Genomic DNA, 26891 nt, shown 5'->3' with positions numbered 1-26891 from the left:
TGTCCTATCAAATAAATAATCTTTAATAAGGAGTATAGAGCTAAAATCAGCCACAATCATGGGGAGGGTGAAACTATTATTGTAAATAAATATGACAATGAGCATGTGGATCTAAATGATGATCTGATTAAAATTAGAGAAGAGTTCGTAAAAGGAAATCTCACTTTGTTTTGTGGGGCTGGAGTTTCGGCAGATACCGGGATCCCCGTTTGGAATCATTTACTAAAGCAGTTATTAGCTGAGCTTTTTATTCAAAAGAATCATCAACTTCATATCTCCCAAGAGAAGCTAGCGGAAATTTACTTAGAATACTTTAAACGATCCCCTCTTATCATTCTTCAGTTCTTAAAGAATGAGCTTGGCCATGATTTTCTTAAGTTTGTTAGGCGAGCAATCTATCAAAATCCCCCTCAAAACAACGAGCTTATGGATGTTATTGTAGAGCTATGCAGACCTCAAAGAGAAAGAAAGTCGTTGCACTCCATCGTTACCTTTAATTTTGACGATGTCGTAGAGCAGAATTTAGAGAAAAATAAGATCCGGTATAAATCAGTATCTAAAGAGGGAGAGAGGTACTTGCCATCTGAGCTCCCCATTTATCATGTCCACGGATTTTTGCCTCGTGAGGGTGATCTCTCTGAGTTTAATATCGTGTCTAGTGAAGATGCCTACCATTCCCAGTTTATAGATCCATTCAGTTGGTCTAATCTCGTTCAGTTGAACTTATTAAATCAAAACTTATGCCTCTTCATTGGATTGAGTATGACAGATCCTAACTTACGCCGTTTGTTGGACGTATCGATGAGAAAAAAACCGGATAGGTTCTCAAAAAATCATTATCTCTTTAAGAAAAGGTATAAAGAAAACGAAATCCGAGAGCAGATCGCAGAGTTGGGGATTAAAGCTGAAAGTGATGAATATGTTTATTCTTTTATTAAGATGGCTGAGTTATTTGAAGAGCAAGACGCTAACAATTTAGGGTTGAACGTGATGTGGGTCAACGATTATCAAGAGATCCCTTGTATCCTTCGCAAACTAATGGATGACTAATTGTATAAGAAGAAAAAAAACGGTAAGATAGATGAAGGGATAGGGAAAGGTTGTGCATGCTATGAAATTTCTAGTCGCTATACTCATCATCGTACCAGCCATAGAAATCTGGGGGTTAATAACGGCGGGTCAAGCTTTTGGCTGGCTTCCTACATTAGCTCTCGTTATCCTAACAGGAGTACTTGGCGCATGGCTGGCCAAACAGCAAGGGTTACAGATCTTTCAATTAGCCCAAGCCCAATTGCAACGTGGAGAGCTTCCAGGTGAGGCTATATTAGACGGGATCCTCATTTTCGCTGGAGGATTGGTTTTACTAACACCTGGTTTTTTTACAGATGCCATGGGTTTCATACTTTTAATTCCCGCAACACGCGGCATGGTTAAGGTTTATGTAAAAAGATGGCTGCTGAATAATATCCAAAACGGTAAGATTTCCTTCTACGGCGGTAATTTTCGTAGATGGTAATTAGGATAAGGAAACGGAAGAGGGAGTCCCAAGTCGTGGGACTCCCTCTTCCGTTTCTATACAAAATGACTTAAAACATAAACCATGACTGGTATGGTAGACAATGATATCAGCGTTGAAAAAACGGTAGCGGCAGCTCCCATCTCCTCATCGGCAGCATACTTAGCAAATAGGATGGAGGCAACTGTAATCGTAGGCATCGTGGATTGGACAAGGACAACCTGGATCACATCCATCTCCAAGGTGAATAGATGGAGAAACAGTACCGTCAGGACTGGGAACAGGAGAAGCTTGCATACAATCGGGAGCCCCAACTGTGGCAGATGGATTTGCTTTTTCTTCTTCCATAAAGAGGGGACCAGCAGTCCAATATAGATCATGGCTAGTGGAGAAGCCAGGTGAGCTAGATTCTCTGTTAAGGTAATAAATATTTGAGGGGGTTGAACATTCAGATAAGCAATAAAGAGTCCAACTACAATAGCGATCATCGGAATATTAACCATACTCTTTAACGAAGAAAAGGAAAATCGTTGATGTTTCTGAAGCATGATCACCCCTACAGTCCATATGGTAAAATCCAGCCCTGCATCAAATACAGCAGCTAGGAGGGCACCCTTCGGACCAAAGAGAGCGGCACACAGAGGAAGTCCGATGAAGCCGGTGTTCCCAAGTCCGGACAGGATCGCCATCTCCTTCGCCTTCTGAGGGGAGGCGTTCATCATCCTAGCAAGTATCCAACCCAACCCTATGCCTAATACGTTGATAACGACAGAGATCAAAAAGATGATGGCGATTTGTTTGAAAACGTCCTGATCAATGGGAAACTGAAAAATACTAGCGAGAATAATGCATGGCATGGCAATATTAACAATGATTTGGATGAGGAATGTTCTGGTATCCTCGTTCCAAGTGATATGTCTGCTTAAGAGACAACCAACGCCAATCATAGCCCCCATGACTAAAATAGATTGAAAAACTGATGAAAATTCCATAGCATCCTCCGATAATGACAAGTTACAAGGTAAACGAAACTATCTTATCACAACGGTTGAATTTTGCCAATGGACTGAATACTGAAACGAGGGAGGAGGCGGTTTGATGATAGAAACAGTCTGAAGTAAAATAAGAGAAACAGCAAAAAGGGGAGATGTAAGGTTTATGCAATTCAAGCTAGAACGAATTGAAGATAAGGTTGAATTTTTCGAGGCCATGGACTTAAAAAGATTAGAAAAAATAATTGATGAACAAATTGAAAATAATAAGGCGCTGATGCTGCAAGTACATGCTGTTCAACATCAAGTCACTTTGGACGCTGCGACAGGGAAAAGGTTATATACTGCGGTCGTTCATTTTAAAGCCAAGCTATAAGGAATGAAGCGAAACATGACCAACCATCAAAAGCCCATCCTAGAAGTAGAGGATCTATGTGGAGGCTACTCCAAGAATAAACCCGTCTTGCATCATCTCCGTTTTCAAGTAAGAACAAATGAGATTGTTGGGCTCATCGGCCTAAACGGTGCAGGAAAAAGTACAACGATTAAGCATATTCTAGGTCTACTCGATCCGACATCTGGGAGCATCAGGATCAATGGCCTATCACGAGACCAACAACGTGAAGCCTATCAATCCCAATTGACCTATATTCCTGAAACACCGATTTTTTATGAGCAATTGACCTTATGGGAGCACCTGGAACTCACAGCCATGGCTTACGATCTACCAGAAGAAGAATGGGTGCCACGAGCTCAATTCTTGCTAAAACAGTTTCGGATGGAACCGATGAAGCACTGGATGCCTGACACCTTCTCTAAAGGAATGAAGCAAAAGCTGATGATCATCTGTGCGTTTCTGTCGGAGCCATCCCTTTATGTGATTGACGAGCCCTTCCTCGGACTTGATCCTCGTGCCATAAGGGCACTCCTCGATCTGATGAAGACTCGCCAGAAAGGGGGAGCGGGAATTCTGGTTTCTACTCATATTCTTCCAACGGCTGAGCTCTTTTGCGACCGTTTTGTGCTGCTTCATGAAGGTAGGGTGTTGTTGCAAGGAACACTAGGGGATCTAAGGGATCAAACCAAGTTGCCTGAGGCAACACTGGACGAAATCTTTATGCAGGTTACCGAGGTAAGACGAGATGATGAATAGGGTAAGAAAGTTATGGAGAGACCGAGCAGCATGGTTTTGGAATGATGCGATCCGTTACTTGAAAGTTATTCTAACCGGCTATATGTATGTGCCGATTATCCTACTCATTCTACTAGCCTTCTTCTATCATTATTTGTTACAAGCGGTACCTCAAGGGTGGAACTTCGGATGGATACTAGCCCCTGTTGTCGCCCTGGCCTTGACTCGCAGCACCGTGAGGACTTTCATCCAGATACCAGATCCCCTCTTTCTACTTCCAATGGAACGAAGATTAGGGGAGTACTTTCGACTAAGTTTTCTTTACAGTGGAATCACTCAAGGGATTGTATTGTTTTTCATCTTGTTGATCCTGTCTCCTTTGTACTACGCGAAGATATCTCCAAACTCGAGTGATTTTTATGGGGCATTTGCCATTCTGCTTCTCGTGAAGTGGACGAACATTGCAGCTACTTGGATCGACCTTCGTTTCCCTAGTGGAAAAAGAAGACTACATAGCCTCTTGCGAGGCATCTTGAACCTCCTATTGTGTCTTGACCTGTTTCTTGTCACGCTTGTACCTCAAGCCGTGCTCTTTGTACTCATCGTGATGGGAATAGGTTACTACTTATGGCAATGGAGAACTTCTCGTCTAAATTGGGGCCATCTCGTGGAGGAAGAAGGGAAAGCGCAAGCTAGCTTTTATTCTTTTGCTCAGTGGTTTATGGATGTGCCTCGTTATACGATTAAGATCAAGCGACACAGCTTCTGGATCCGCTTGCTTAACCCGTTGCCTAAGCAACGTAAATGGAGTCATTTGTACTTGTATTTAAGATCGTTTATCCGGTATGAGGATGTGTTCGGTCACTATTTGCGTCTAACATTGCTTGGAATGGTTTTTTTATGGTTTGCCCCTCATCTCATCTGGGCAGGTATTGTATTCTCCCTAAGTCTCATCTCCAATGCGGTTCAACTGATCAACAGCTGGAATCGCCTAAAGCTTAGCTTCTGGGATCATATCTACCCATTCCCGATGGAATCCAAGCGAAGAGGCTTTCAATGGAGCCTGATGATCTTTTTAATCATACAGGTAGTCCTTTTATCTATTAGTTTGTTTCCTTTTGGATTCCTTGTTCCGATTCTCTTTCTTACAATAGGGGTTATCTTCGCCTACATTACCACTTTTCTTGTAATGGGAAAGAAGATAACAACCAAAGAAGCCTAACACCCGACTTTAAGTCGGGTGTTTTTTCATGCACCCTTTCGTCGAGGCGGCATATGTATGTTATCAAATGGTATACAATATACAAAATAACCGATGTCACAAACCATGACATAACATAATAGAGGAACGAAAGGATGAAGAATGATGTGTGGAATTACAGGATGGATCAACTGGCAAAGAAACTTGAATCAAGAGAGAGAACTTGTCCGCAACATGACAAAAACTTTATATAACCGTGGCCCTGATGCAGAGGGAATATGGTTATCCGAGCATGCTGCATTCGGGCATCGTCGCTTAGTCGTCGTAGACCCTGAAGGTGGCGCCCAACCGATGACACGTCAATTAGGAGACCAGGAATATACCATGGTCTATAATGGAGAATTATACAATACGGAAGACATTCGAAGAGAGCTTATTGACCGTGGTTATCGTTTTCGTTCCCATTCCGATACAGAAGTTCTTCTGACCTCTTTTATGGAATGGGGAGAGAGGTGCTTAGAAAAACTTAATGGGATTTTTGCCTTCGCCATCTGGGATCAGGCACAGCAGCGATTATTCATGGCTCGCGATCGATTAGGGGTAAAGCCTCTTTTCTATACGCAGTCTGGAAGCTCTTTTCTCTTCGCTTCGGAATTAAAATCTCTTCTTGCGCATCCTGAGGTAGAACCCGTAATCGATCGAGAAGGTTTAAATGAATTACTCATAATGGGACCTTCACGAACACCAGGAAACGGGATATTCCGTGGAGTAAAGGAATTGCTTCCCGGTCACTATCTTACCTATGATCGCAACCAGCTTAAAACTGGGCCCTATTGGACATTAACAAGCAAACCCCATGAAGAAAACCTAGAAGATACCACGGAGCGAGTTCGAGAATTATTTATGGATAGCGTAAAACGACAGTTAGTCGCTGATGTACCGGTCTGTACCCTTTTATCTGGCGGTCTTGATTCTAGTGCCATTACCGCGATTGCAGCCGAGACTTACAAAGAAGAGGGAAAAGGTCCACTCCATACCTTTTCTGTCGATTATGTAGGGAATGAAAGATACTTTAAGTCTAACGAATATCAACCCAACGCGGATGCCCCCTGGATTAAAAGAGTATCGGATTATTTTGGTACTGTGCATCATTCTATTACCATAGATACGCATCAATTAGTAGACGCCTTGAAAGACGCTGTACGTTTAAGAGATTTACCTGGAATGGCAGACATCGATGCCTCCTTATACCTATTCTGTAAAGAGATTAAGAAAGAGGCTACCGTAGCCTTGTCAGGGGAGTGCGCCGATGAAGTCTTCGGAGGATATCCCTGGTTCCATCGGCCCGAGCTGTGGTCGGATCAACAGTTTCCATGGACGAGAAACATAGATTTTAAACTTGGATTTTATTCGAGTGAGGTAAAACAAGAGCTTACAAAGGGAAACTATATGGCTGAACGTTATCAGGAAGCTATTGCGGAGGTTTCGAAACTTGGGGGAGAGAAGACGTCAGAAGAAAAGGCCCGGGAGATGTTTCACCTCAATTTAACGCGGTGGATGCCAACGCTTCTGGATCGTAAAGATCGTATGAGCATGGGCGTAGGTCTTGAAGTACGGGTTCCATTCTGCGATCATAGACTAGTAGAGTATGCATGGAATATTCCGTGGGAGATGAAGACGAGTGGCGATCGGGAGAAAGGTCTGCTGCGACGTGCTTTGCAAGGCATTCTTCCGGATGACATCCTCACACGAAAGAAAAGCCCCTATCCTAAAACTCATCATCCAGCTTATCTTGAAGCAACGAAAAATTGGCTCCTAGAGATACTAGAGGATCCACACGCGCCTATCCAACCCTTGATTCATAAAGAATCGATTCAAAGCTTCATGAGGACAGAGGATCTAACAAATCTACATGTACCTTGGTTTGGTCAACTTATGAATGTGCCTCAATGGTTCGCTTATCTCGCTCAAATGAACACTTGGATGGAAGAATATAAGGTGAAGTTGGTCTAAAACAAACGTAAGGACGAAGTATCCATTGCTTCGTCCTGTTTTATTTTAACCTGTAAGGATATTCATCTTTATTTTCCATGCCATTTGTTCCTCATTACGAGGGTAATCAGCTTGTCTAATTGTTGGCTAAGCGAGATCACATCAGGGTGCTGAAAATTAAAGTTATGCTTTGCGGCCATTTTCTCAAGCTGTTCTTTCAATCTGTGAATTTCGTCATCCACATTGACTTGTGTAAGCACTTTAACGCCTTCTTCCTTTACTGTATTAGCAATGAGAATCAAGTACTAGTCTATAGTAATGGAAAAAGCGATAAATTTCGATTCTTTTTGCTCGTCATTTCATGACGATTCTCGACATATTCGCTTTATGAGGACATCAACAGCGTTCAAGTCGACAAGTCCCTCATACCATTTGCATTCGGGATCAATGACCTCATACGTATGGCCCGTCTGTTCCCCTTTAAGTAGAATAAATACTTGATTATGAATGGAAATCTCTACACCAATATCGAGAATTTCTCGATTATAGTCTTCTTTAATTCGCGAATGAGGAAACCACTCCTGAATGGCTTCAAATTCCTTTTTCTCTAGCTCAGATCTTGGCAAGACCATCCTATTCGCCCCTATCCCTGCGTTTTGGACTATGTTTATATAACTCTATCATACCATGTTTTTCTTGAGCTAACGATATAGGCTAAGAGTTTTGTTCACTAGACAAAGGCAGCGTGATTTCTACCTTTGTCCCTTGGCCGCGGGTACTATGGATTGTAATAGAACCGTTGTACATCTCAAGGATTCTTTTACAAATTACTAAGCCTAATCCTGTCCCATGTTTTTTCGAAGTAAAAAAAGGATGAAAAATTTTCTTCAGTACATCCTCTGGTATACCATCGCCAGTGTCCGTTATAACTAGGATACATTGATCTTTCACCTGATTCATCCCAATGGATAAGGTACCTCCATTCGGCATCGCTTCGAGTGCGTTCTTCGCAATATTTAAAATGACCTGTTTTAAGTGATCTTTCGAGCACCTTACCCATAGTGGAGCAGGGGTAGAGGTGTAGGACAGCTCAACATTAAACAGATGGGCTTCGGACTCCATAATGGGGACTAATTCTCCCAGTACATCGGAAATATTAATGTCTTTCGTCACTTGTACGGTCGGTTTCCCAAGCACAAGGAATTCAGAGACAATCGTATTAATCCGGTCTATCTCCTGTTGGATAACGGAAAAATAGAATTGATCCTGCTCATTCTTATGTCTCTCACTCAGAAGCGTGGTTAAGCCCTTTATCCCTGTCAAGGGGTTGCGAATCTCATGAGCCGTGCTTGCAGCTAGGCTGCCTATCAATTCCATTTTCTGCGCATCATTCTGGAGCTGTTCAAGTTTCAGACGCCTACGCAAGCGATCATACTGAACCAGGATAAACAGAATATGTGTAAAAACAAGACTTATGACAAGGGCCAAAATGAAATTATGAAGGAACCATTTCTCATCCTTACTAGGTAATCGAATAGCTACCTCCCAAGGGACTCGTCCCGTTGCTGCTGTGGCTAGAATAGGAGTAGCTTCTCGCTTCTCACGGCCCCATTCGATGAGCTGTTGTCCAGAACGATCATATACCAGGACATCCTCCTGATCTAAGGAACGACTAAGAAACTCTTGCATGACATCTAAACGAACACTCCCTATAAGTACACCCAGCACATGATCCTTGTGTACCACAGGGGTCGCAATGGAGACAATAAAACGCCCAGTTACTCTACCTAGATGAGCATGGGAAATGGCCGTTTGTTGAGTTTTCAGCGCTTCTTGAAAATAGTCTCGATCCTTTAAATTGATATTCTGGGGCAGAGGATTGGTGCTGATTAGAATATCTCCTTTGGGATGGGTCCAATAAAACCCTGAAAATCTAGCATCCTTCATTTTCGTTTGATCTAGTAAATAACCAATATGAGCCAGGTCTCCCTGTTGCAATTGAACCATCATGGCCATGGTTTCTAATCGCCCAATCGTTTCGCCTATAAAACTGTCAATGTTCATAGCATGGAATCCTGCATACCGCTGGGCTTCTTGCTGAATTTTTTCAGTTTCTTGATCCGACTTATATTGAATATAGAAGAAACAAAAAAGTAGAGATGGAATAATAACAATGAACAGATAAAAGAAAATATGAGTAATCCATTTATGCTTAGTCACGGATGTGCTTCTCCTTATAGACAAACTACAAGTAACATTATACATTTTATCGGTTTGAGATCATACCAAAAAATCCTTTCTCTCAGTAATTACCTAAGAAACATGTTTAACTGGCAAGCGTGGAATGCTAAGGAAATGAAAGTGAGGGATTACATTATGCAGGTTCACCAAGGCGTAAAATCTCTAATCGGAAACACCCCCATCATTGAGTTAACGCAGTTTCCTTTGCCAAATCAGGTTCGTTTATTTGCCAAACTGGAGTACTTTAATCCGGGAGGAAGCGTGAAGGATCGCTTAGGCATAGAGTTAATCCGGGATGCAGAGGAAAAAGGACTTCTAAAAGAAGGCGGAACGATTGTCGAACCAACAGCGGGCAATACGGGGATTGGACTTGCCTTGGCTGCTGTCGGGACAAGCTACCGTGTCCTATTCGTCGTCCCGGAGAAATTCTCCCAGGAAAAACAGGAACTAATGAGAGCCCTTGGAGCAGAGGTGATCAACACCCCCACCGAGCTAGGAATTAAAGGGGCTATTGAAAAAGCGAAGGAACTCGAAATAGAGTTAGGTGCATACTGTCCACAGCAATTTGCGAATCCCGCCAACCCCATGGCCCACTATAAAACAACGGGACCAGAGATCTGGAATCAAATGGAGGGTCATATCGATATATTCATTGCCGGTGCGGGTTCAGGCGGCACCTTCATGGGATGCGCCCAATATCTAAAGGAGCAGAACCCCAAAATCAAGACTGTCATAGTCGAGCCAGAAGGCTCCATTCTCGCCGGGGGAGAATCAGGTCCCCATAAAACAGAAGGAATTGGAATGGAGTTCTTGCCCACGTATATGGATCCAAGCTACTTTGACGAGATTTATTCCGTACTCGATCAAGACGCGTTTGCCCTTGTCGCCCAATTAGCTAGAAGAGAAGGGGTACTCGTTGGCAGTTCTTCCGGTGCAGCCTTGTATGCGGCCCTGCAAGAGGCGAGAAAAGCCAAACCAGGAAGCCACATCGTAACCCTCTTCCCGGACAGTAGCGAGAGATACTTAAGCAAGAAAATTTATCAAGGAGGTATTTGATGTCATGAGAATGAAGACCAAATTGATTCATGGCGGTATCGATGGAGACCCCCAAACAGGGGCCGTGGTTGTACCCATTTATCAAGTAAGTACATATAAGCAAGAGGGAGTAGGCCAACACAAAGGTTATGAATATTCAAGAACCGGCAACCCTACTCGATTTGCGGTTGAGAAATACATAGCTGAGATTGAAGGTGGTGTTCGAGGATTTGCGTTTAGTTCAGGTATGGCTGCTTTGTCCTCGATCATTATGTTATTTAACCAAGGAGATCATGTGGTGTGTGGGAATGACGTCTATGGGGGGACCTTCCGGGTCTTAAGCAAAGTGTTTAACCGAATGGGAATCCAAGCCAGTTTTGTGGATACAAACGATGTAGCCCAGATGGAAGCTGCGATTCAAGATACGACCAGAGCGATCATGCTAGAGACTCCAAGCAATCCTCTCATGACGGTAACGGATATCCAAGCTGTATCTCAAATTTGTAAAGCAAGAGGGTTAAAACTGATTGTCGATAACACCTTTATGACTCCTTATTGGCAAAATCCGCTTCACTTAGGGGCAGATATTGTCTTTCACAGCGCCACGAAATACCTAGGAGGCCACAGCGATGTGGTAGCCGGCTTAGTTGTGGTCAAGGATGAATCGGTTGGGGAAGAGCTTCACTTTATCCAGAACTCCGTGGGTGCCATTCTCGGTCCCCATGACTCCTGGCTGCTGCTTAAGGGCATGAAAACCTTAGGAGTAAGGATGGAGGAGCACGAACGCAATGCCAATCAAATTGCAGATTGGCTGAATCAGCGAAAAGATATTGCTAAAGTTTTTTATCCCGGCTTAGCTGATCATCCTGGTCATGATATCGCCGCGAAGCAAGCTCGTGGGTTCGGGGGTACGTTTTCCTTTGATGTCGGCAGTGGGGAGCGTGCAGATCAAGTCTTACGGAAGGTGAAGTGGTTTACGTTAGCGGAAAGTCTTGGAGCGGTGGAAAGTCTCATTTCTGTTCCGGCTCGCATGACCCATGCTTCTATTCCAGCAGAACGACGGGCACAGCTAGGGATTACCGATGGATTAGTGCGAATTTCCGTCGGGATCGAGGATGTGGAGGATTTGATTGAGGATTTGGAGATGGCATTGAGGTAGGGCGTTCTTCGGAGCGCTTTTTTTATTTACTCCGGAGAGAGATAAACTCGGGGTTATTCTGACAAAACTCTCCCGTGTTCAAACAAAATTCAAACAACCCCTCTCCAACTAACCTACCACACAGATCGAGCTGCTACTACCCAGCACAATAAAAAGCCGCTCTCAGCCTGAACCGTTCCTATTTTTTTACTCAGGAACATTTTTTTAGGAATGCGAATATATTTTGACTAAGGGAAACATTTAAAGTGAGGTGAATATCGATGGGAAGAATGGGCTCCGTCCAACGCATTGAAAAATTTACAGGTGTATTGTTTCGTTTAGGCTTCTTAACACCCGAAGAAGAGCAAGAAATTCGCGAGAAGATCGAACAGCTCAAGGGTCAAAACAGATCCCGATAAGCAATTTTGCACCAATTGAACATCTTTCTCATAGGCTGATAACACAAAAAACGAAATTTACTTGCCATTTGTTTACCTTAGGCAACTTAATTTGTAGATAGAAACTTACTTAACGAAAAGAATGGAGGAGAAAGAGACATGACTCGTCTCAAACTGGTGGCCATGAGTCTGCTTCTTATCGCTGGCTTATTTCTCACGGCCTGTTCCACAACAAACAATAACACCCCTTCCGCACAGGACAATACCATTCAGGTGACCGCAACCACGGGGATGATTGCAGATATTGCTGCCAATGTAGGAGGTGAATTCGTTACGGTGAATGCCCTAATGGGACCGGGCGTTGATCCTCACTTGTATAAAGCCTCTCAAGGAGACATTGCCAAACTCGAAGAGGCGGACATCATCTTATACAATGGGCTGAACCTAGAAGGGAAAATGGCCGACATCTTTGTCCGAATGGCAAGCAAGAAGCCAGCTGTTCAAGTCACAGAACTCATTGACGAAGGAGCCTTGAAGGAGCCCCCAGAGTTTGACGGACATTACGATCCGCATGTCTGGTTTGATGTGCAGTTGTGGATGAAGGTGGTGGAACGAGTACGGGATGCCTTCATCGAGCTTGATCCCACTCATAAGAATGGTTATACAGAAAACGCGGCAGCTTACTTGAGCCAGCTTGAAGAGCTCGATCAATATGCAAAAGAGCAATTAGCGCTAATTCCTAAGGAATCTAGAGTGCTCGTAACCGCCCACGATGCCTTCGGGTATTTAGGAGATGCCTACGATCTGGAGGTTCTGGGCTTACAAGGAATAAGTACAGATGCAGAATACGGTCTCGCTGATGTTCAAGAGCTCGTCGATCTCTTAGCACAACGAAACATCAAAGCGGTCTTTGTGGAGTCTAGTGTTTCCTCGAAAGCGATTGAGGCCGTGGTAGAAGGAGCAAAGAAAAAAGGGCATCAAGTCACCATTGGTGGAGAACTATTTTCGGATGCCATGGGGGATAAGGGAACAGAGGAAGGCACCTACATCGGGATGGTCCGTCACAATATTGATACCATTGTGTCTGCCTTGAAATAGATGGGAGGAAAAACAAAATGCAGCCAGCTGTTTCGATAGAAAACATGACGATCGCTTATCATAAAAAACCTGTCTTGCGTGAAGTCAGCTTTGATGTACCTGAAGGAAAATTGATTGGTATAGTCGGCCCCAATGGGGCCGGAAAATCCACCTTAATTAAAGGAGCCTTAGGGTTAGTACCCCTAGCCTCGGGCTCCGTTCAAATCTATGGGTTACCCTATAAGTCCCAACGAAAATTGGTTGGCTATGTGCCACAAAGAGAGTCAGTAGACTGGGATTTCCCTACGAATGCCTTAGATGTAGTCATGATGGGGCGATACGGCCATGTCGGTATGCTGAAGTGGCTTCGCTCTCATGATAAAGAGATTGCTCTGAATTGCCTTGAAAAGGTAGGCATGGCTGACTTTGCCGACCGGCAGATTAGCCAGCTATCAGGCGGTCAGCAGCAGCGGGTATTTCTAGCAAGGGCCTTGGCTCAAGATGCCAAAATCTACTTCATGGATGAGCCGTTTGTTGGGGTGGATGCCGCAACCGAAAAAGCAATTATCGCCTTACTCAATGAGTTGAAGGCTCAGGGAAAAACCGTTTTAGTCGTCCATCATGACCTACAAACGGTAAAAGAATATTTTGATTGGGTGCTTCTGATCAATATGAGAAAGATCGCTTTTGGACCGACAGAAGAGGTATTTACCCACGATAATCTACAAAAAACTTACGGAGGCCGTCTGCACTTAACGAGTGAAGGGCTCACGGCCATGTCACAAGGGTAGGGATGGAAAAGTGGAATTTGTAGTTCATCTATTCGACAATCCGAATGCTAGTTGGGTCATCACCGGTTGCTTACTACTTGGACTGAGCAGTGGAGTATTAGGATGCTTTGCCTTGTTTAAGAAATACAGCCTGATGGGGGACGCTGTGGCCCACGCTGCTCTGCCTGGAATCTGTTTAGCCTACATGTTATACGGTACGAAGTCAATTGGCTTGTTTATGATTGGAGCTAGCCTGGCTGGTTTACTTGGAGCCTTGTGTATTGGTCAGATCTCTGCCCATACGAAGATTAAACCTGATACAGCGATGGCTGTCATCTTGACTGGATTCTTTGGGATTGGGATCGTGCTACTCACGAAGATCTCTCAGTCTGGTAATGCCAGTCAGAGTGGACTTGACGCTTTTTTATTCGGTAAAGCCGCCTCTCTAGTTGGGATTGACGTGCAGGTCATAAGCGTAGTAGCTTTCATTTTGCTCGCTGTCACCTTTTTCTTGTTCAAAGAGCTGAAGCTGCTTTGCTTCGATCCCCAATTCGGTAAAGGCATCGGATTACCCATGGGAGCCTTGAACACACTGCTCATGCTGATGATCGTTCTTGCCGTAGTCATTGGTCTTCAAGCTGTTGGTGTCGTCCTCATGGCTGCCATGTTAATTATACCGTCCGTGGCCGCCCGTTATTGGACAGAAAAACTGAATTACATGGTCATACTATCTGGAACATTCGGCGCTCTTTCCGGCATTCTCGGCACCATTCTCAGCGCTTTAACACCTAACCTGCCAACAGGTCCCGTGATCGTCCTGGCAGCAACCTTTATGTTTTTCCTGTCTCTACTGTTTGCACCAGAGAGAGGACTGCTAGCTAAATTGCTTCGTCATTTGAAATTGAGAAAGAAAATTGTATTGGAGAACATCCTCCAGTCCCTCTATGATTTAAGTGAAAAGGATTACGTCAAAGGAAAGTCCCCTCATACCGGTTATACCATCGCTCAGATGAAACATCTCCGTCCTCACCACCAGACAGATATCGAGAAGGGGCTTCATGATCTAAGAAAACAAGGGTTGGTTGTAAACACCACAGAGTCCTCGAAAAACAATTGGTCGCTGTCTGAAAGGGGGCTGCAAGTGGCTTACAGTATCACTCTTAACGATAGACTTTATGAAATGCTGCTTATGAATCAAGCACAATACGGCTCCATCCAAGTGGATCAAGAGAAGGGCAGAATTCAAGACCAAGTGTCGGAACAAACTTTACACGAACTACAAGGCCTTCTGTCGGATTATAACCGCAAACCCCAATTAATCCCTCAGCTCGCCTATAAGTTTGACAAAAAATTTAGAGATTATTACGAGGGTGCCCCTTCGAAAGGAGGAGACGTATAATGAGCCACGGAGCCTGGATCATTCTCATTGGTTCTTTAGTTGCCTCCTCCTGCGGATTTATCGGATGCTTCTTGATTTTGAGGAAAATGTCCATGCTTGGAGATGCCATTAGTCATGCCATCCTCCCAGGCATCGTTCTCGCCTTTTTAATCAGCCAAAGCATGGATGGCATCGTCATGTTGGTTGGAGCCACGATTGTAGGATTACTTACTGCGTTTTTTATACAAACCTTACACAATAGTGGCGTACAGTCTGACGCGGCGATCGGCGTTACCTTTACCGCTTTATTTTCCTTTGGGGTAGTCCTTGTTTCTCTTTACACCTCACAAGTACACCTGGATCTTCAACACGTATTATACGGGGAGATTGCCTATGCACCGTGGGAATTAGTAACACTTGCGGGCATCGAATGGCCAAGAGCGGTCTGGATGATGGGCGGTGTGTTTATCCTTACGATGTTGCTTGTCGGGCTCTTTTATAAGGAGATCAAACTTGCTTCCTTTGACTCTCAACTCGCAGCCGCTCTTGGTGTCCCCGTAGTCCTCATCCATTACCTTCTCATGGGTTTGGTTTCCATGAACACGGTCGCCGCTTTTGAAAGCGTAGGCGCCATCTTAGTGGTGGCGATGCTCGTCACTCCGGGTGCTACGGCCTACCTATTAACCGACCGATTAAGTCGTATGCTTCTTTTAAGTATAGGTTTTGGAACTCTGGCTTCCTTCGGTGGCTACTACACAGCCGTATTATGGGATGTTTCCATATCCGGTTCCATCTCCTGCATAGCTTTGCTGCTGTTTGTCCTAGCCTTTTTCTTTTCTCCTCGTGAGGGTCTTGTCTCAAAATGGCTGTCCAATAAAAAGCTGCAAAAAGAACATACGATCAAAGCTTAATGGGTAAGAATAGAAGGAGTCTATAAGATTCCTTTTTTTTCTTCCCTTTTTCTATAGAGTGGTGGTAAGATAATGGACATGAACCTTTTGGAGATTTGCCAATATTAAAATATGTAGAGAAACGTAGGAGTGAGAGACGTGAAAGAACTAATCAAGCGAGCCCACAACTTTAGTGCTGGTCCATCTGCCTTACCATTGGAAGTACTACAGAAAGCCCAAGAGGAACTTACTGATTTTAGAGGAAACGGCATGTCCGTTATGGAGCTAAGCCACCGTAGTGCCGCATTCGAAGAGGTGCACAATCAAGCGATTGCTACCTTGCGTTCCTTATTGTCTATTTCAGAAGACTATGAAGTTCTTTTCCTTCAAGGAGGGGCAAGCCTTCAATTTAGCATGGTCCCTATGAACTTCCTGCAACCGGACAAGTCCGCTGCCATCGTCATGACTGGAGCTTGGTCCGAGAAGGCACTCGAGGAAGCCAAGTACTTTGGTCAGCCTTATGAGGCCGCTAGCACGAAGGCAGAGAACTATCGTCGTATCCCAACCTTTGACGAACTTAAGTATAAGCCATCCGATGCTTATGTCCATATTACGTCTAACAACACCATCTTCGGTACGCAGTGGAATGATTTCCCCGACACGGGAGATGTTCCTTTAATTGCGGATATGTCAAGTGACATCTTGTCTAAGCCATTTGATGTGAACAAATTTGCCTTAATCTACGCTGGAGCCCAGAAGAATTTAGGACCATCCGGTGTTACTGTTGTCATCATCCGTAAGGATATGATTGATAAAGCGAACAAAAACATCCCAACAATGCTGCGCTACAGCACACATGCTAAGAACAACTCTTTATACAATACCCCGCCAACATTCGGGATCTATATGCTTGGACAAGTGTTAGAGTGGGCCCAGGGAATCGGTGGCTTAGAAGCAGTCGCAAAACGCAACCAAGAGAAGGCAGCTCTTATTTACGACGCCATCGATGCCAGTCAGGGCTTCTATGTAGGACACGCTGAGCCAAACAGTCGTTCGCTTATGAATATTACCTTCCGTGTAAGTAATGAAGAACTAGAGAAGAAGTTCTTAGCTGAGGCGAAGAAGGAAGGTTTTGTGGGTGTGAATGGACACCGCTCGGTTGGCGGTTGCCGTGCTTCTACTTACAATGCTGTACCTTATGAATCTTGCTTAGCTTTCCGCGAGTTTATGCTTCAGTTCCAGAAGGTTAACGGATAGTATCTTTTAAACCGGATATCTTTCACACGAGTGAAAGATATCCGGTTTTTTCATCTTTCCTATTTCTTAGGTCACGGGACATTCATAGTCGAACATAGGATGTACCACGAGGACAAAGAAAGAGGAAGGAAGATAAGCCATGATCCAACAGCCGAAAAAACTTGCCTCATTCCTACGTTTGGTGGGGGAGCAGATGGAAGATCGCTATGGTGATCAACACATCTCGACGATTCTGCATGGAGGAATCGTATTAAATGAATTCACACTGAAGTTTAGCGATATAGACCTGATTGTCGTATTGACTCAAGTTACACCGAATCAAGTTCATGATTTGGTTAGCCTATGGAAGGAATGGTCGACGAAGCATCCCTTCGGAGAGAAGCTGTGGATCAATCTCATAGGTGAAGATCTTTTAGAGACAAACCGCGGAGCAGCTTGGACGATTAGTAAAAAAGGGGTTCGTCCGGTTCACGGTATGCCTATTGATGGTATGGAGCTCCACACCTTGCTTCATCGTGGAAAAACCTTAAAAGGAAAAAACATCATTTCTCGTTTTCCCAGGTTGCCTAAAGATTATCAAATTCAAGAATTAGATACCTTCTTACGTGTTCTCGAAACCTACTCCATGACTTCGCCGCTTCAGCCCCAAAGGCATCAGTCTGAACCCATTGATGATGATATCGGAATCATCCTCTCCTTTCCACGATACTTATACAACCTGCAAACCGATAAAATACTAACAAAATGTCATGCTGCCAAGTGGTATGGACAAAAGTCTAAACCGTTTCGAACCGAACTCTTAACCCTTGCCCGCTACCGCTTAGCCCCGCAAAAAGTCAGTAGCGAAACGATCTTTTCCATCTATAGAAAGGTCCCAGAGATGGTGCCCTACTTTTGGAATGAATATTTCAAGCACCTCGGGATAAACCTTTCCATCCCTCAACCTGTCATAACTCCTACACAAGTCCATTATCAAGAAACCTTCTATGCCATTCGGTCGGGTCTACAGGCGAGGAGACTTTGAATTCCTTTCTCCTGGTCTTGAGAAAAATAAATGATGTTCCAACCCTGATAACGATCACGCCATTCGTTAGGCCTGAGTTTAAAGGCAGGGTTCATCTGAGGATGGGTTCCCGAAGTCTCATAAAAGGTCTCCATAAACAGGAACCCTCCCGGCTTAACTGTGTCTTCAAGCCTCTGAAGCAACTGACGATCGAGAAAATAAGTCACCACCACCAAATCATAAGCCCTTTCCGGCCACTCTATATGATCTAGATCTACCTGTTTGGCGGTAATGGACAACCCGTCTTCTTTGGCTCGAGCTCGAAGATAATCAATTGCAACATCCGAAACATCGAGCGCAGTCATGCGATAACCTAGATTCGCTAAGTAAAGGCTATTCGACCCGAGTCCACAGGCAACATCTAAGCCCTCACCTCCGACAAGATGGGTGGACAGGGCCCGCAGTGTTCCATTTCCTATTGGAACACTATCGTTGTTGATCTTCTCTTTATATTTTTCATTCCACTTCTGTCGGTCTTGTTCAGCCATCATTTCTCACCTCCGAGAGTATTAATCATTGATGCTTGGATAAGTTTCTACTATACTTTAACAGTATAGGAAAAAAGATGATAAAACAACGAGGAGAGCACAAGTATGTCATGGACTAGGACACTCATGGGACTCTGGAAAAATCATGAGGAAACAAGTGAACATTCCCCATCTCCGAAATTAAGAACCCCTTACTATAATATCCGTAAGGAACAAGTGATCGAGACTGTCCTCAAGACATTATCCACACTGCCTGATTGGAGCATTATTCATAAGGATCTGGAACGGGGGGAGATTATGGTGGAGAAGAGGCATCCATTGTTTGGGAGTGAAGATATTGTGATTTCCGTCTATGGCGTCTCTGGGTCTGAATCGGCTCTTGACATCGTTTCAGCTAAGCGGGGAGCAGGAGGAGATTTCGGTTCGAGTTATCGAAACATTACAACATTTTTAAACAAACTACATAAAGAAATCAAACCCAAATAGAAAGTGTGGAACATAAGAGTTGAAAGCAGAAAAATTTTTTACCCATCCGTTAGGAATTATCCTTGCTGCCAGTGGAGCCACTTTTCTCTGGGGGAGCTCGTTTCCTTTTATTAAGTTGAGCTATGCCGAGCTTGACATTGGGCAGGGAGAAACCTTTGAGCAGATCTTATTTGCTGGCTATCGATTTATCTTGGCTTCCCTTCTTATCCTTCTCTTTATGCGCTTCATAGGAAGGTCAGCTCGTTTAAAGAAGTCTACTATTCCACAATTAACAAGAGTAGGGTTATTTCAAACTCTCCTGCAGTACCTGTTCTTTTATGTTGGATTAAGCTATAGCACAGGAATTCAGGGGTCTATTATCGCAGGAACGACTTCTTTTTTCCAGATCATCATCGCTCACTTTCTCTATCAGAATGACCACTTAAACTGGCGAAAGGTCACAGGGCTTATTATTGGCTTCTCCGGTGTAGTCATGGTTAGTTTGACGAAAGGAAGCTATCATTTTAGCTTTGGTATAGGAGAAATCTGTTTACTCATTGCCATGTTTTGCGGGGCTATGGGGAACATCCTTGCCAAGAATGAGGCCGCTCGTCTAGATATTCTTTATATGACCTCCTATCAGATGCTGCTTGGAGGGATCGGTTTAACTCTTGCAGGTGGGATTGTGGCAGGCTTTCTGCCTTTCCCTATTACCGGATTTGCGGTCCTTGTCCTCCTTTATTTGTCCTTTCTTTCCGCGGCAGCCTTTGTCCTCTGGAATAATGTCATGAAGTATAACAAGGTGGGACATATCTCCATGTACTTATTCCTGATTCCGGTCTTTGGCGTTACCTTATCGGCGGCCATCTTAGGTGAGCCTTTGCATGAGTTAGTCCTATTAGCTCTAGCTTTGGTTGTCGCTGGGATTGTCATTGTGAACCGCCCTCATGCAGAGAAAACTGTGAAGCTAAAAAGAGAAGCAAGATCCTAGAGAAAAAGGAGAGAAACGAGTGACTATGCTCAAGGAAAACCATATCTTAACCGAAATTCACAGGGGCGTCGGTTGGATTACCCTCAACCGGCCTCGTGCCTTGAATGCTTTATCCTATGAGATGGTAACGGAGCTTGAACAGATCTTTATGAATTGGAAGGATGATGATCAAGTATCGCTGATCTACCTCGAAGGGGCAGGGGAGAGAGGACTCTGTGCAGGTGGAGACATTCGATCCCTTTATGATAGGAGAGACGCCGATATTATCCCGTTCGCCACTCCTTATTTTCAGAGTGAGTACCGGATGGACTATCTGATCCATCACTATCCCAAGCCCGTTATAGCCATCATGGATGGCTATGTCATGGGTGGCGGAGTAGGCATCTCGAATGGAGCCTCCTTGCGTATGGTTACAGAAAAAACGAAGTGGGCCATGCCTGAGATGAACATTGGTTTCTTTCCAGATGTCGGGGCGAGTTACTTCTTAAGTCAGATGCCTGGGTCATTCGGCACCTATCTCGCTTTAACGGCCGAAACGATTACCGCAGCTGATGTCCTCTTCCTTGGTGCAGCCGATTACTACGTGCAGAGCGAGCGTCTAGCAGACCTCAAGCAAGCGGTTCAACAAGAGGATTGGACAACCGTAGATTCTCTAGAGCAAGGGCTAGATAGGCTCGTGAAGAGATTTTCAGAGTCCTCTCCTTTATCCTCAACGCTTAAGCAGGCTCAGGACAAAGTGAATCATCATTTTTCCCTTGGAACGATAGAAGCTATTCTACAATCTCTCAAGCAAGCCGCGAAGCTTGGAGACACATGGGCGGAGGAGAAAGCAAGAACCTTAGAGGAGAAATCTCCCACTTCTCTTAAAATTGCCTTAGAACAAATAAAGCGCGGACGGACCCTCTCCTTAGGGGAGTGCTTCCAAATGGAAATTAATCTTGGTATGAACTTCATGGTCAGTGACGATTTCCACGAAGGGGTACGAGCCGTTGTCGTTGACAAAGACCGCAGGCCTCGCTGGAACCCACCAACATTAGAAGAGGTAAGCGAGGAAGACGTTCTTCGCTATTTCCACTATGATTGGGGGAAAGAAGGCAACCCTTTGAAGATGTTAAAGTAGTAAAATAAAAAGGCAGGCTCGTTTTAGAGCTTGCCTTTTTATTATGAAGAAGAGGGGAGAAACGGTATCCTCACCTCAAAGCAGGTCATATGATCCTTGCGATAGACGTTAAGTTCTCCACCGTATTTTTCGATGGTCTGTTTTACAATAGGTAATCCTGAACCTCTGTTGTTTTCGCCATAGGTGGGCTTGGTTGAAAAACCGAGTTCAAATAAACGATCGAGATGCTGAGGCGGAATTTCATCTCCTGAATTATCTACCCGAAAATAATAGGACTCTGGTTCACGCTTTAAGGTGATGTGGATCCTTCTTTGCTCGTAAGGGAGCTTCAGCACTTCGTCTAACGCATTATCAATTAAATTGCTGTATATCTTTATTTGGTCTAACGATGGAATAAAATCGAAAGGATCAGCTTCAATAACACATCGCAGTTGAACTTGATTATTCTCGGCGGTGAGGAATTTAGAATGGAAAAACACGCTTAATTCAGGGTTTTTAATATCCATAGACTCCCTAATCCGATTCACTTCTTTCGTAATGTCGGTTAAGTAATCCAACGCTCTGTCAGGACTTCCAATTTGGATTAATCCTTTGACTACGCTCATATGATTGTGAAAATCATGACGAATCGATTCGACACTTGTCATTAATTTTTTTAATTCCTCATGATAAGCGGACTGGGTGAACGTCACCTCTTCGTTGGCTTGACGATTAATCTGATGAATCATGTCTCCCATTCTCTCCGTCATGTCGTTCAATTGCTTTCCGAGCCACTCGAATTCATTCTTATTCGAAATCGATAGACGAGAGGAGAAATCCCCCTTGGATACCCGTTTAATATGCTGAATAATGGCTTCCATAGGTCTAAGTTGTTGTCGGGTAATCCATTGAATCAACAATAAAATAATCATAATCGTCAAAGCGCTAACGACAAACGTTACGAGATAAGATTGAGTCTTCAACCTATCGTATTCACCCATGTCCATAACCAGCATCATCATGCGATCAACGGGGGAATCAGCAGTTGGTATTTTGATATAGTACTTTTGGTAATGACGCCCGTCCTCCGCTATGCCAGGAGCATGTTCTCCTGTAAAGTTAATGGAGTGAGAGGTGGCATTTGAATCTTGATAAAGGGCTTGAACGATCTCTTTATCCTGTTTCAAAGAGAATGTATTGTTTCCATAGAGAACAGGAAGGTCCACCTTCGTATCATGAATTTCAGAAACAGGATTTAAGAAGGAATTCACATTAATGACTGATATTTCTTTTATATGGTTGTTATCTAACATCGTATTAAGTAAGCGAACGGTGTGATCGTCATTTTTGAGATCCGTGGCTATAATAAAAGGCGCAATAATAAAGTCTGTTTCACCGTTATAATAGTAAGCAAACTTGTAAAGTTCTTCACCCTTTTGTGTTTCCGAATCTACGAGCGGACCTATCCAGCCGTTCGAGAAGCTTCTGCCACTCGGTACGTCAAGCGGCTTACGCTCCCAGAGTTGGGTAAACGCCGTATGCCAAAAACCCCAATCTGTTCCCGTCTTATATCCGATCTCCTTCGGGTTGGTAGACATCGCGAACAAGAAGTTTCCATCCTCTTGCCGAGTCATTAATGTGATATCCTCTACATTCCATTCTTTACTCAAGATTCTTAAATCATCGCTGGTAATATCCCTGATGTCCTTGCCTTTTAATTCGTTTGCAATAGATTTTGCGCTTATGTACAGTCTTTCATCATACTTTTGTTCTAATTGTTCATCTAGTCTTTTCGTTATATTAATACTTTGACTAAGCATCATAGCCTTCGTTGTCACATCTTCTTCAATGTAACCTACTCCCAGATGATCAATTAATTCCTTCATGAGAAAGGAAGCAAGTACTCCTATTAATAACAGAAGGATGGTTACCATACTATTTATTCGACTAACTAGCCGATGACTTTGTTTCATTTTCACAGATGTTCTCCTACTCCTTGGCACGTGTAAATAAAGGTCGATTTTTGTTGAACTACAAGATAGTTCTATTATATAGCAGAGTAGGGTGAAAGGTATCATTTTTGTTTATTAAATATTGATTAAGAGAAATATAACTCCCTATCGAAAGCAATCAATAGGGAGATTGAATTCTAGAGCTTACGATGTCTTTCCACGTGCGGCTACCTTCCATACTGCACTCACAACACCTCTAGAAACGACGTGAACCTCATTCGTTAGATTGGCTACTGGACAACTATGATTAGGGATAATTTCAATAATATCTCCGACTTGAAGTTTAGTCGCACCCTGTACTATAACAATTCCATGTTCCTCTGATAAACGAGCAATTGTGCATTCAGGGTGACCCACTACTCGGCCATAGCCCGAGACTCCTGTGGTTCCGTGCGCTCCTTGATCAAGGGCGAACGTCTTGGCACCCGCATCAATGATGAACCGATCTTCAGCAGGTTTACTCACAATTCTTGTCGCCACTCGGAGTGCACATTGATCTTGCGTGGCCACACCTAGACGAATTTGGGTGAGATCGTTGAACACATAGTTTCCTGGGCGAATTTCTGTAACGCCTTCAACCTGACCGGAAATTCTCACCGTGGGAGTGGATCCAACACTCACCTCTGGGGCCGCCAGGTCTGCCTCCCGCAGAAGCTGGGCCGTCTCTACCATGATCGTTCCTTCCTGAAGAGCTATCTCTCTGACTTGATCAATTCCTGTTGCCCCATAGGCATGGCCCGCATGAGTCATGATCCCTTGAAGCCTTATTCCAGGAAGCTCGGCCAACTCACGGTATAAAGCTAACGCATCTTGGCCAGGAAGTACACCGCAACGCCGTAGTCCTGAATCCATTTCCATGAGCACTTCAAATTGTAAATTACGCTCGTTAGCGTATTGTGAAAGCTCTAAGGCCTGCTCTCGACCGTCCACGACAGTCATGACCTTAGCTATTTTTCTCAATTCCTCTAAGCGCTTCAACTTCTCCTTGCCGATGATTGGATAGGCGATAAGGATGTCTGTTATTCCGTGAGCTGCCATCACCTCGGCTTCTCCTAATTTAGCTGTTGTCACGCCAACAGCTCCAGCGGCTAGCTGCATCCGTGCGATCTCGGGAATCTTATGTGTTTTAATATGAGGGCGGAGGGCAAGATGATACGTTTTAGCGAAAACCGCCATATCATGAATATTTTTTTGCAAAATCTCCTGATGAACAAGAACAGCAGGGGTATCAATAGGGTGATGAACCCAATGATTTGGCATAGGCCTAGCTCCTTTTATTGGAAAGTTTCTACGCTTATTTTAACATAAATTTCTCCGCAGTTAGACGCTCGACCTGTTTTGCCTCTTCGGTTATGATAGAGCTTGTACAGATATGATTAGGAGGGGAATGCCATAATGTCAAAGTTATTCGAACCTTTCGTGCTAAAAAACCTAGAACTTAAGAATCGGGTCGTTTTTCCACCATGTTGCCAATACTCTGCTCTAGCCAAGGATGGGATGCCAACCGATTGGCATTTTGTTCATTATACAAGTCGAGCGATCGGCGGAACGGGGCTTATTATTATTGAAATGACCAACGTGGAGGATAGGGGACGGATCAGCGATCAATGCCTTGGCATTTGGAGTGATGATCATATTCCTGCTTTCCAACGCATCATTGAGGAGTGCCATAAGTATGGGGCCAAGGTAGCGATCCAGATTGGTCATGCTGGACGCAAGGCTCAAGATGCTCCTGAGCCTGTGTCGTGTTCCCCGCTGGCCTTTAACGACCAATTCACAACACCGCATGAACTGACGACCTCGGAAGTGGAAGCGATGGTAGAAACATTCCGGAAGGGTGTAGAAAGAGCGATCAAGGCAGGCGTAGATACGGTAGAACTCCATGGTGCTCACGGGTATCTCATCCATCAATTCTCATCTCCTTATACGAACAAGCGAACCGACAAGTATGGAGAGGACAAGTTCTTGTTTGGGGAAGAAGTCATCCGTGCAGTCAAGGAAATTATGCCAAAGGACATGCCTCTGATGATGCGTATATCCGCTGTTGAATATGTGGACGGAGGATATCAGCTTGACTATGGTGTGGAGATGGCTAAGCGTTACCGCAGCGCGGGAGTAGACCTTTTCCATATCTCATCCGGTGGGGAAGGTCCGATCGGATCAGCCGGACGCCCGGGCGTACATCCCGGTTATCAGGTTCCTCTGGCAGAGCGTATTAAACAAGAAGTCGATGTTCCTGTCATTGCAGTAGGAAAACTAGATCATGCCCCTCTAGCGGAAGCTGTCCTCGGAAACAACCAAGCTGACCTCATTGCTGTTGGAAGAGGCATTCTTAGAAATCCTTATTGGGCAAACGAAGCATCTATTGTACTAGATAAAAAGCCATTAACACCTAAACCTTATGAGAGAGCGTACTAGATATTTTTATCTACCGGAGAGTTTAGGAATGTGTTATAGTAGGTAACGAGTGTTCGTAATTCCCGCCACTCAAGACAAAAAAACTAGGGAGAGAAAATAAAAAGCGACCACGCTCCCATATGATCTTAAGTATGGGGGCTTTTTATTTTTCTCTATGAGGAGGTCTATATGTCTGAATACAAAATTCCAACAAGAGTACAAAAGCTAGGGGAAGACATTACCTACAATCAATTAAAATATCATCACCGACGAGTTGGCGTAGTAAAGGAATTTACGTTTGACGCCGCTCATCATCTGCATGCCTATGACGGTAAGTGCGTCAACCTACATGGGCATACGTATAAGGTGATTATCCATTTTAGCGGTTTTGTGAATGAGATCGGAATTGTTGTTGACTTTGGTGATATAAAAACCATTTTTAAAGAGAAGATTGAGTCTAAGCTTGATCATCAATACCTTAATGAAGTATTGCCAGCTATGAACACAACAGCGGAGAATATGATTGTCTGGATCTGGGAGGAGCTAGAAAAAGCGATAGCAGAGATGAAGAATGATGATCTTCGGATTGAAGAACTTACCCTCTACGAAACCCCTACCAGCTACGCTTATCTCAAGCGAGAATGGATGGCAGACTGATGGAGATGACGATGAAACTGCCCATGGTAGAGATTTTTGAGACGGTGGAAGGCGAGGGGTTAAAAGCCGGGTTTCTCACCACTTTTGTCCGCTTATACAACTGTAACTTGCGATGTACCTGGTGTGATACCAAGTATAGTTATGCCCCGCATTCTCCTGAATTTTTTGCTACGATCGAAGAAATTACCGAGCAGGTAAGAAAGTTCGGGAACCCTTCTATTTGTCTAACCGGCGGCGAACCCTTAATGCATGGTTCAAAATCACTCGCTCTCATTGCCGCTCTTGCTGAGCTTCCTCATGTGGAGGATATCCATATTGAAACCAATGGGGCGATTCTACTTCGTCCCTTCCACGAATTAAGAGAAAGTCATCATCTGGTGAAAGAAAAAGTAAGGTTCGTTCTGGATTATAAATTAACTTCGAGTGGAGAAACCCAAAGCATGATCATGGAGAATTTCCATTATCTTGGTTCCCGGGATGAAATAAAGTTCGTAGTAGGCAATGCAGCGGAATTTGCAGAGGCAAGCCGTATTATTGAAGAATTTTATCAACAAGGTCAAATCCTTTTCAGCCCTGTGTGGGATCAGCTTGCACCGGCGGAGCTCGTAAAGTTGATGCTTCAATCACCTTTTAAACAGGCTAAATTAAGCTTACAAACCCATAAATACATTTGGCATCCGGATACGAAAGGAGTGTAATCGA

28 protein-coding genes are annotated in these 26891 nt (G+C 44.1%); 21 read left to right on the top strand and 7 right to left on the bottom strand.

Annotated elements, in window-relative coordinates; translation table 11 throughout:
• Nucleotides 1-105 precede the first annotated feature (105 nt).
• Both EIZ39_RS21625 and EIZ39_RS21620 read left to right on the top strand, forming a co-directional pair.
• Nucleotides 106-1050 (top strand): SIR2 family protein, encoded by a 945-nt coding sequence (locus EIZ39_RS21625; RefSeq protein ID WP_129202783.1) that lies wholly within the window; start codon nucleotides 106-108, stop codon nucleotides 1048-1050.
• A gap of 61 nt (nucleotides 1051-1111) precedes the next feature.
• Entirely contained in the window at nucleotides 1112-1516 is a 405-nt protein-coding gene (locus EIZ39_RS21620) for an FxsA family protein (protein WP_129202781.1), read from the top strand.
• A gap of 56 nt (nucleotides 1517-1572) precedes the next feature.
• On the opposite strand, the gene EIZ39_RS21615 is transcribed toward EIZ39_RS21620, so the two are convergent.
• Nucleotides 1573-2508: an AEC family transporter gene (locus EIZ39_RS21615; RefSeq protein WP_129202779.1), complete on the bottom strand. Its 936-nt coding sequence runs from the start codon at nucleotides 2506-2508 to the stop codon at nucleotides 1573-1575.
• Between the two features lie 166 nt (nucleotides 2509-2674).
• On the opposite strand from EIZ39_RS21615, the gene EIZ39_RS21610 reads away from it, so the two are divergent.
• From EIZ39_RS21610 to asnB, 4 genes are all read left to right on the top strand, one after another.
• Nucleotides 2675-2884, top strand: a complete 210-nt coding sequence (locus EIZ39_RS21610; RefSeq protein ID WP_129202777.1) for a YrzA family protein — start codon at nucleotides 2675-2677, stop codon at nucleotides 2882-2884.
• Nucleotides 2885-2899: 15 nt separating this feature from the next.
• Nucleotides 2900-3661 (top strand): ABC transporter ATP-binding protein, encoded by a 762-nt coding sequence (locus EIZ39_RS21605; protein ID WP_129202775.1) that lies wholly within the window; start codon nucleotides 2900-2902, stop codon nucleotides 3659-3661.
• Complete coding sequence (locus EIZ39_RS21600; RefSeq protein WP_129202773.1) at nucleotides 3651-4862, top strand: ABC transporter permease; 1212 nt, start codon at nucleotides 3651-3653, stop codon at nucleotides 4860-4862. The genes EIZ39_RS21605 and EIZ39_RS21600 overlap by 11 nt, the downstream gene beginning before the upstream one ends.
• A 144-nt stretch (nucleotides 4863-5006) precedes the next feature.
• Nucleotides 5007-6854: an asparagine synthase (glutamine-hydrolyzing) gene (gene asnB, locus EIZ39_RS21595; protein ID WP_129202837.1), complete on the top strand. Its 1848-nt coding sequence runs from the start codon at nucleotides 5007-5009 to the stop codon at nucleotides 6852-6854.
• 68 nt (nucleotides 6855-6922) lie between these two features.
• On the opposite strand, the gene EIZ39_RS21590 is transcribed toward asnB, so the two are convergent.
• The 3 genes from EIZ39_RS21590 to EIZ39_RS21580 form a co-directional block, all read right to left on the bottom strand.
• Nucleotides 6923-7093, bottom strand: coding sequence for an aspartyl-phosphate phosphatase Spo0E family protein (locus EIZ39_RS21590; RefSeq protein WP_129202771.1), 171 nt, complete (start codon nucleotides 7091-7093; stop codon nucleotides 6923-6925).
• 99 nt (nucleotides 7094-7192) lie between these two features.
• The gene (locus EIZ39_RS21585; RefSeq protein WP_129202769.1) at nucleotides 7193-7465 is read right to left on the bottom strand and encodes a hypothetical protein; all 273 of its coding nucleotides are present in this window, start codon (nucleotides 7463-7465) and stop codon (nucleotides 7193-7195) included.
• 82 nt (nucleotides 7466-7547) lie between these two features.
• Nucleotides 7548-9053 carry an ATP-binding protein gene (locus EIZ39_RS21580; RefSeq protein ID WP_164985241.1) on the bottom strand — a complete coding sequence of 502 codons (1506 nt, stop codon included), beginning with the start codon at nucleotides 9051-9053 and terminating at the stop codon, nucleotides 7548-7550.
• 156 nt (nucleotides 9054-9209) lie between these two features.
• Here EIZ39_RS21580 and cysK point away from each other — a divergent pair, with 156 nt between their 5' ends.
• The 9 genes from cysK to EIZ39_RS21540 all read left to right on the top strand — a co-directional run bounded on the left by cysK (nucleotide 9210) and on the right by EIZ39_RS21540 (nucleotide 18041).
• Nucleotides 9210-10130: a cysteine synthase A gene (gene cysK, locus EIZ39_RS21575; RefSeq protein WP_129202765.1), complete on the top strand. Its 921-nt coding sequence runs from the start codon at nucleotides 9210-9212 to the stop codon at nucleotides 10128-10130.
• Between the two features lie 4 nt (nucleotides 10131-10134).
• Nucleotides 10135-11268: a bifunctional cystathionine gamma-lyase/homocysteine desulfhydrase gene (locus tag EIZ39_RS21570; protein WP_129202763.1), complete on the top strand. Its 1134-nt coding sequence runs from the start codon at nucleotides 10135-10137 to the stop codon at nucleotides 11266-11268.
• A gap of 260 nt (nucleotides 11269-11528) precedes the next feature.
• A complete protein-coding gene (locus tag EIZ39_RS26865) occupies nucleotides 11529-11666 on the top strand; it encodes a hypothetical protein (RefSeq protein WP_164985240.1) in 138 nt (45 codons plus the stop codon).
• A 138-nt stretch (nucleotides 11667-11804) separates the two neighbouring features.
• Nucleotides 11805-12743, top strand: coding sequence for a metal ABC transporter solute-binding protein, Zn/Mn family (locus EIZ39_RS21565; RefSeq protein WP_129202761.1), 939 nt, complete (start codon nucleotides 11805-11807; stop codon nucleotides 12741-12743).
• 17 nt (nucleotides 12744-12760) lie between these two features.
• Nucleotides 12761-13513: a metal ABC transporter ATP-binding protein gene (locus EIZ39_RS21560; RefSeq protein ID WP_129202759.1), complete on the top strand. Its 753-nt coding sequence runs from the start codon at nucleotides 12761-12763 to the stop codon at nucleotides 13511-13513.
• A gap of 10 nt (nucleotides 13514-13523) precedes the next feature.
• A complete protein-coding gene (locus EIZ39_RS21555; RefSeq protein WP_164985239.1) occupies nucleotides 13524-14891 on the top strand; it encodes a metal ABC transporter permease in 1368 nt (455 codons plus the stop codon).
• The gene (locus tag EIZ39_RS21550; RefSeq protein WP_129202755.1) at nucleotides 14891-15781 is read left to right on the top strand and encodes a metal ABC transporter permease; all 891 of its coding nucleotides are present in this window, start codon (nucleotides 14891-14893) and stop codon (nucleotides 15779-15781) included. Before EIZ39_RS21555 ends, EIZ39_RS21550 begins: the two co-directional genes overlap by 1 nt.
• A gap of 138 nt (nucleotides 15782-15919) precedes the next feature.
• Nucleotides 15920-17017 carry a 3-phosphoserine/phosphohydroxythreonine transaminase gene (gene serC, locus EIZ39_RS21545; RefSeq protein ID WP_129202753.1) on the top strand — a complete coding sequence of 366 codons (1098 nt, stop codon included), beginning with the start codon at nucleotides 15920-15922 and terminating at the stop codon, nucleotides 17015-17017.
• A 139-nt stretch (nucleotides 17018-17156) separates the two neighbouring features.
• Nucleotides 17157-18041: a hypothetical protein gene (locus EIZ39_RS21540; protein WP_129202751.1), complete on the top strand. Its 885-nt coding sequence runs from the start codon at nucleotides 17157-17159 to the stop codon at nucleotides 18039-18041.
• Here EIZ39_RS21540 and EIZ39_RS21535 read toward each other — a convergent pair.
• Nucleotides 18002-18571, bottom strand: coding sequence for a class I SAM-dependent methyltransferase (locus EIZ39_RS21535; RefSeq protein ID WP_129202749.1), 570 nt, complete (start codon nucleotides 18569-18571; stop codon nucleotides 18002-18004). The two genes, EIZ39_RS21540 and EIZ39_RS21535, sit on opposite strands and share 40 nt — an antisense overlap.
• Before the next feature lie 102 nt (nucleotides 18572-18673).
• Between EIZ39_RS21535 and EIZ39_RS21530 the strand changes: the two genes are divergently transcribed.
• The 3 genes from EIZ39_RS21530 to EIZ39_RS21520 are packed head-to-tail and all read left to right on the top strand — an operon-like array spanning nucleotide 18674 to nucleotide 21144.
• Nucleotides 18674-19054 (top strand): DUF1499 domain-containing protein, encoded by a 381-nt coding sequence (locus EIZ39_RS21530; RefSeq protein WP_129202747.1) that lies wholly within the window; start codon nucleotides 18674-18676, stop codon nucleotides 19052-19054.
• Nucleotides 19055-19073: 19 nt separating this feature from the next.
• Complete coding sequence (locus EIZ39_RS21525) at nucleotides 19074-20024, top strand: DMT family transporter (protein ID WP_129202745.1); 951 nt, start codon at nucleotides 19074-19076, stop codon at nucleotides 20022-20024.
• 25 nt (nucleotides 20025-20049) lie between these two features.
• Complete coding sequence (locus EIZ39_RS21520; protein ID WP_240675905.1) at nucleotides 20050-21144, top strand: enoyl-CoA hydratase/isomerase family protein; 1095 nt, start codon at nucleotides 20050-20052, stop codon at nucleotides 21142-21144.
• Between the two features lie 41 nt (nucleotides 21145-21185).
• Here EIZ39_RS21520 and EIZ39_RS21515 read toward each other — a convergent pair whose 3' ends face one another.
• Both EIZ39_RS21515 and EIZ39_RS21510 read right to left on the bottom strand, forming a co-directional pair.
• The gene (locus EIZ39_RS21515) at nucleotides 21186-23096 is read right to left on the bottom strand and encodes a sensor histidine kinase (protein WP_240675904.1); all 1911 of its coding nucleotides are present in this window, start codon (nucleotides 23094-23096) and stop codon (nucleotides 21186-21188) included.
• A gap of 183 nt (nucleotides 23097-23279) precedes the next feature.
• On the bottom strand, nucleotides 23280-24395 hold the full coding sequence (locus tag EIZ39_RS21510) for an alanine racemase (protein ID WP_129202739.1): 1116 nt from the start codon (nucleotides 24393-24395) through the stop codon (nucleotides 23280-23282).
• A gap of 135 nt (nucleotides 24396-24530) precedes the next feature.
• Here EIZ39_RS21510 and EIZ39_RS21505 point away from each other — a divergent pair, with 135 nt between their 5' ends.
• The 3 genes from EIZ39_RS21505 to EIZ39_RS21495 all read left to right on the top strand — a co-directional run bounded on the left by EIZ39_RS21505 (nucleotide 24531) and on the right by EIZ39_RS21495 (nucleotide 26887).
• Nucleotides 24531-25553: an NADH:flavin oxidoreductase/NADH oxidase gene (locus EIZ39_RS21505; RefSeq protein ID WP_129202737.1), complete on the top strand. Its 1023-nt coding sequence runs from the start codon at nucleotides 24531-24533 to the stop codon at nucleotides 25551-25553.
• A gap of 168 nt (nucleotides 25554-25721) precedes the next feature.
• The gene (queD, locus tag EIZ39_RS21500) at nucleotides 25722-26189 is read left to right on the top strand and encodes a 6-carboxytetrahydropterin synthase QueD (RefSeq protein WP_129202735.1); all 468 of its coding nucleotides are present in this window, start codon (nucleotides 25722-25724) and stop codon (nucleotides 26187-26189) included.
• Complete coding sequence (locus tag EIZ39_RS21495; protein WP_240675902.1) at nucleotides 26189-26887, top strand: 7-carboxy-7-deazaguanine synthase QueE; 699 nt, start codon at nucleotides 26189-26191, stop codon at nucleotides 26885-26887. The genes queD and EIZ39_RS21495 overlap by 1 nt, the downstream gene beginning before the upstream one ends.
• The last annotated feature ends 4 nt before the right edge of the window (nucleotides 26888-26891 follow it).

Origin of the sequence: Ammoniphilus sp. CFH 90114 (genome assembly GCF_004123195.1) — a bacterium.
Lineage (GTDB): Bacteria > Bacillota > Bacilli > Aneurinibacillales > RAOX-1 > YIM-78166.
This window is presented reverse-complemented; position numbering and strand designations above follow the sequence as displayed.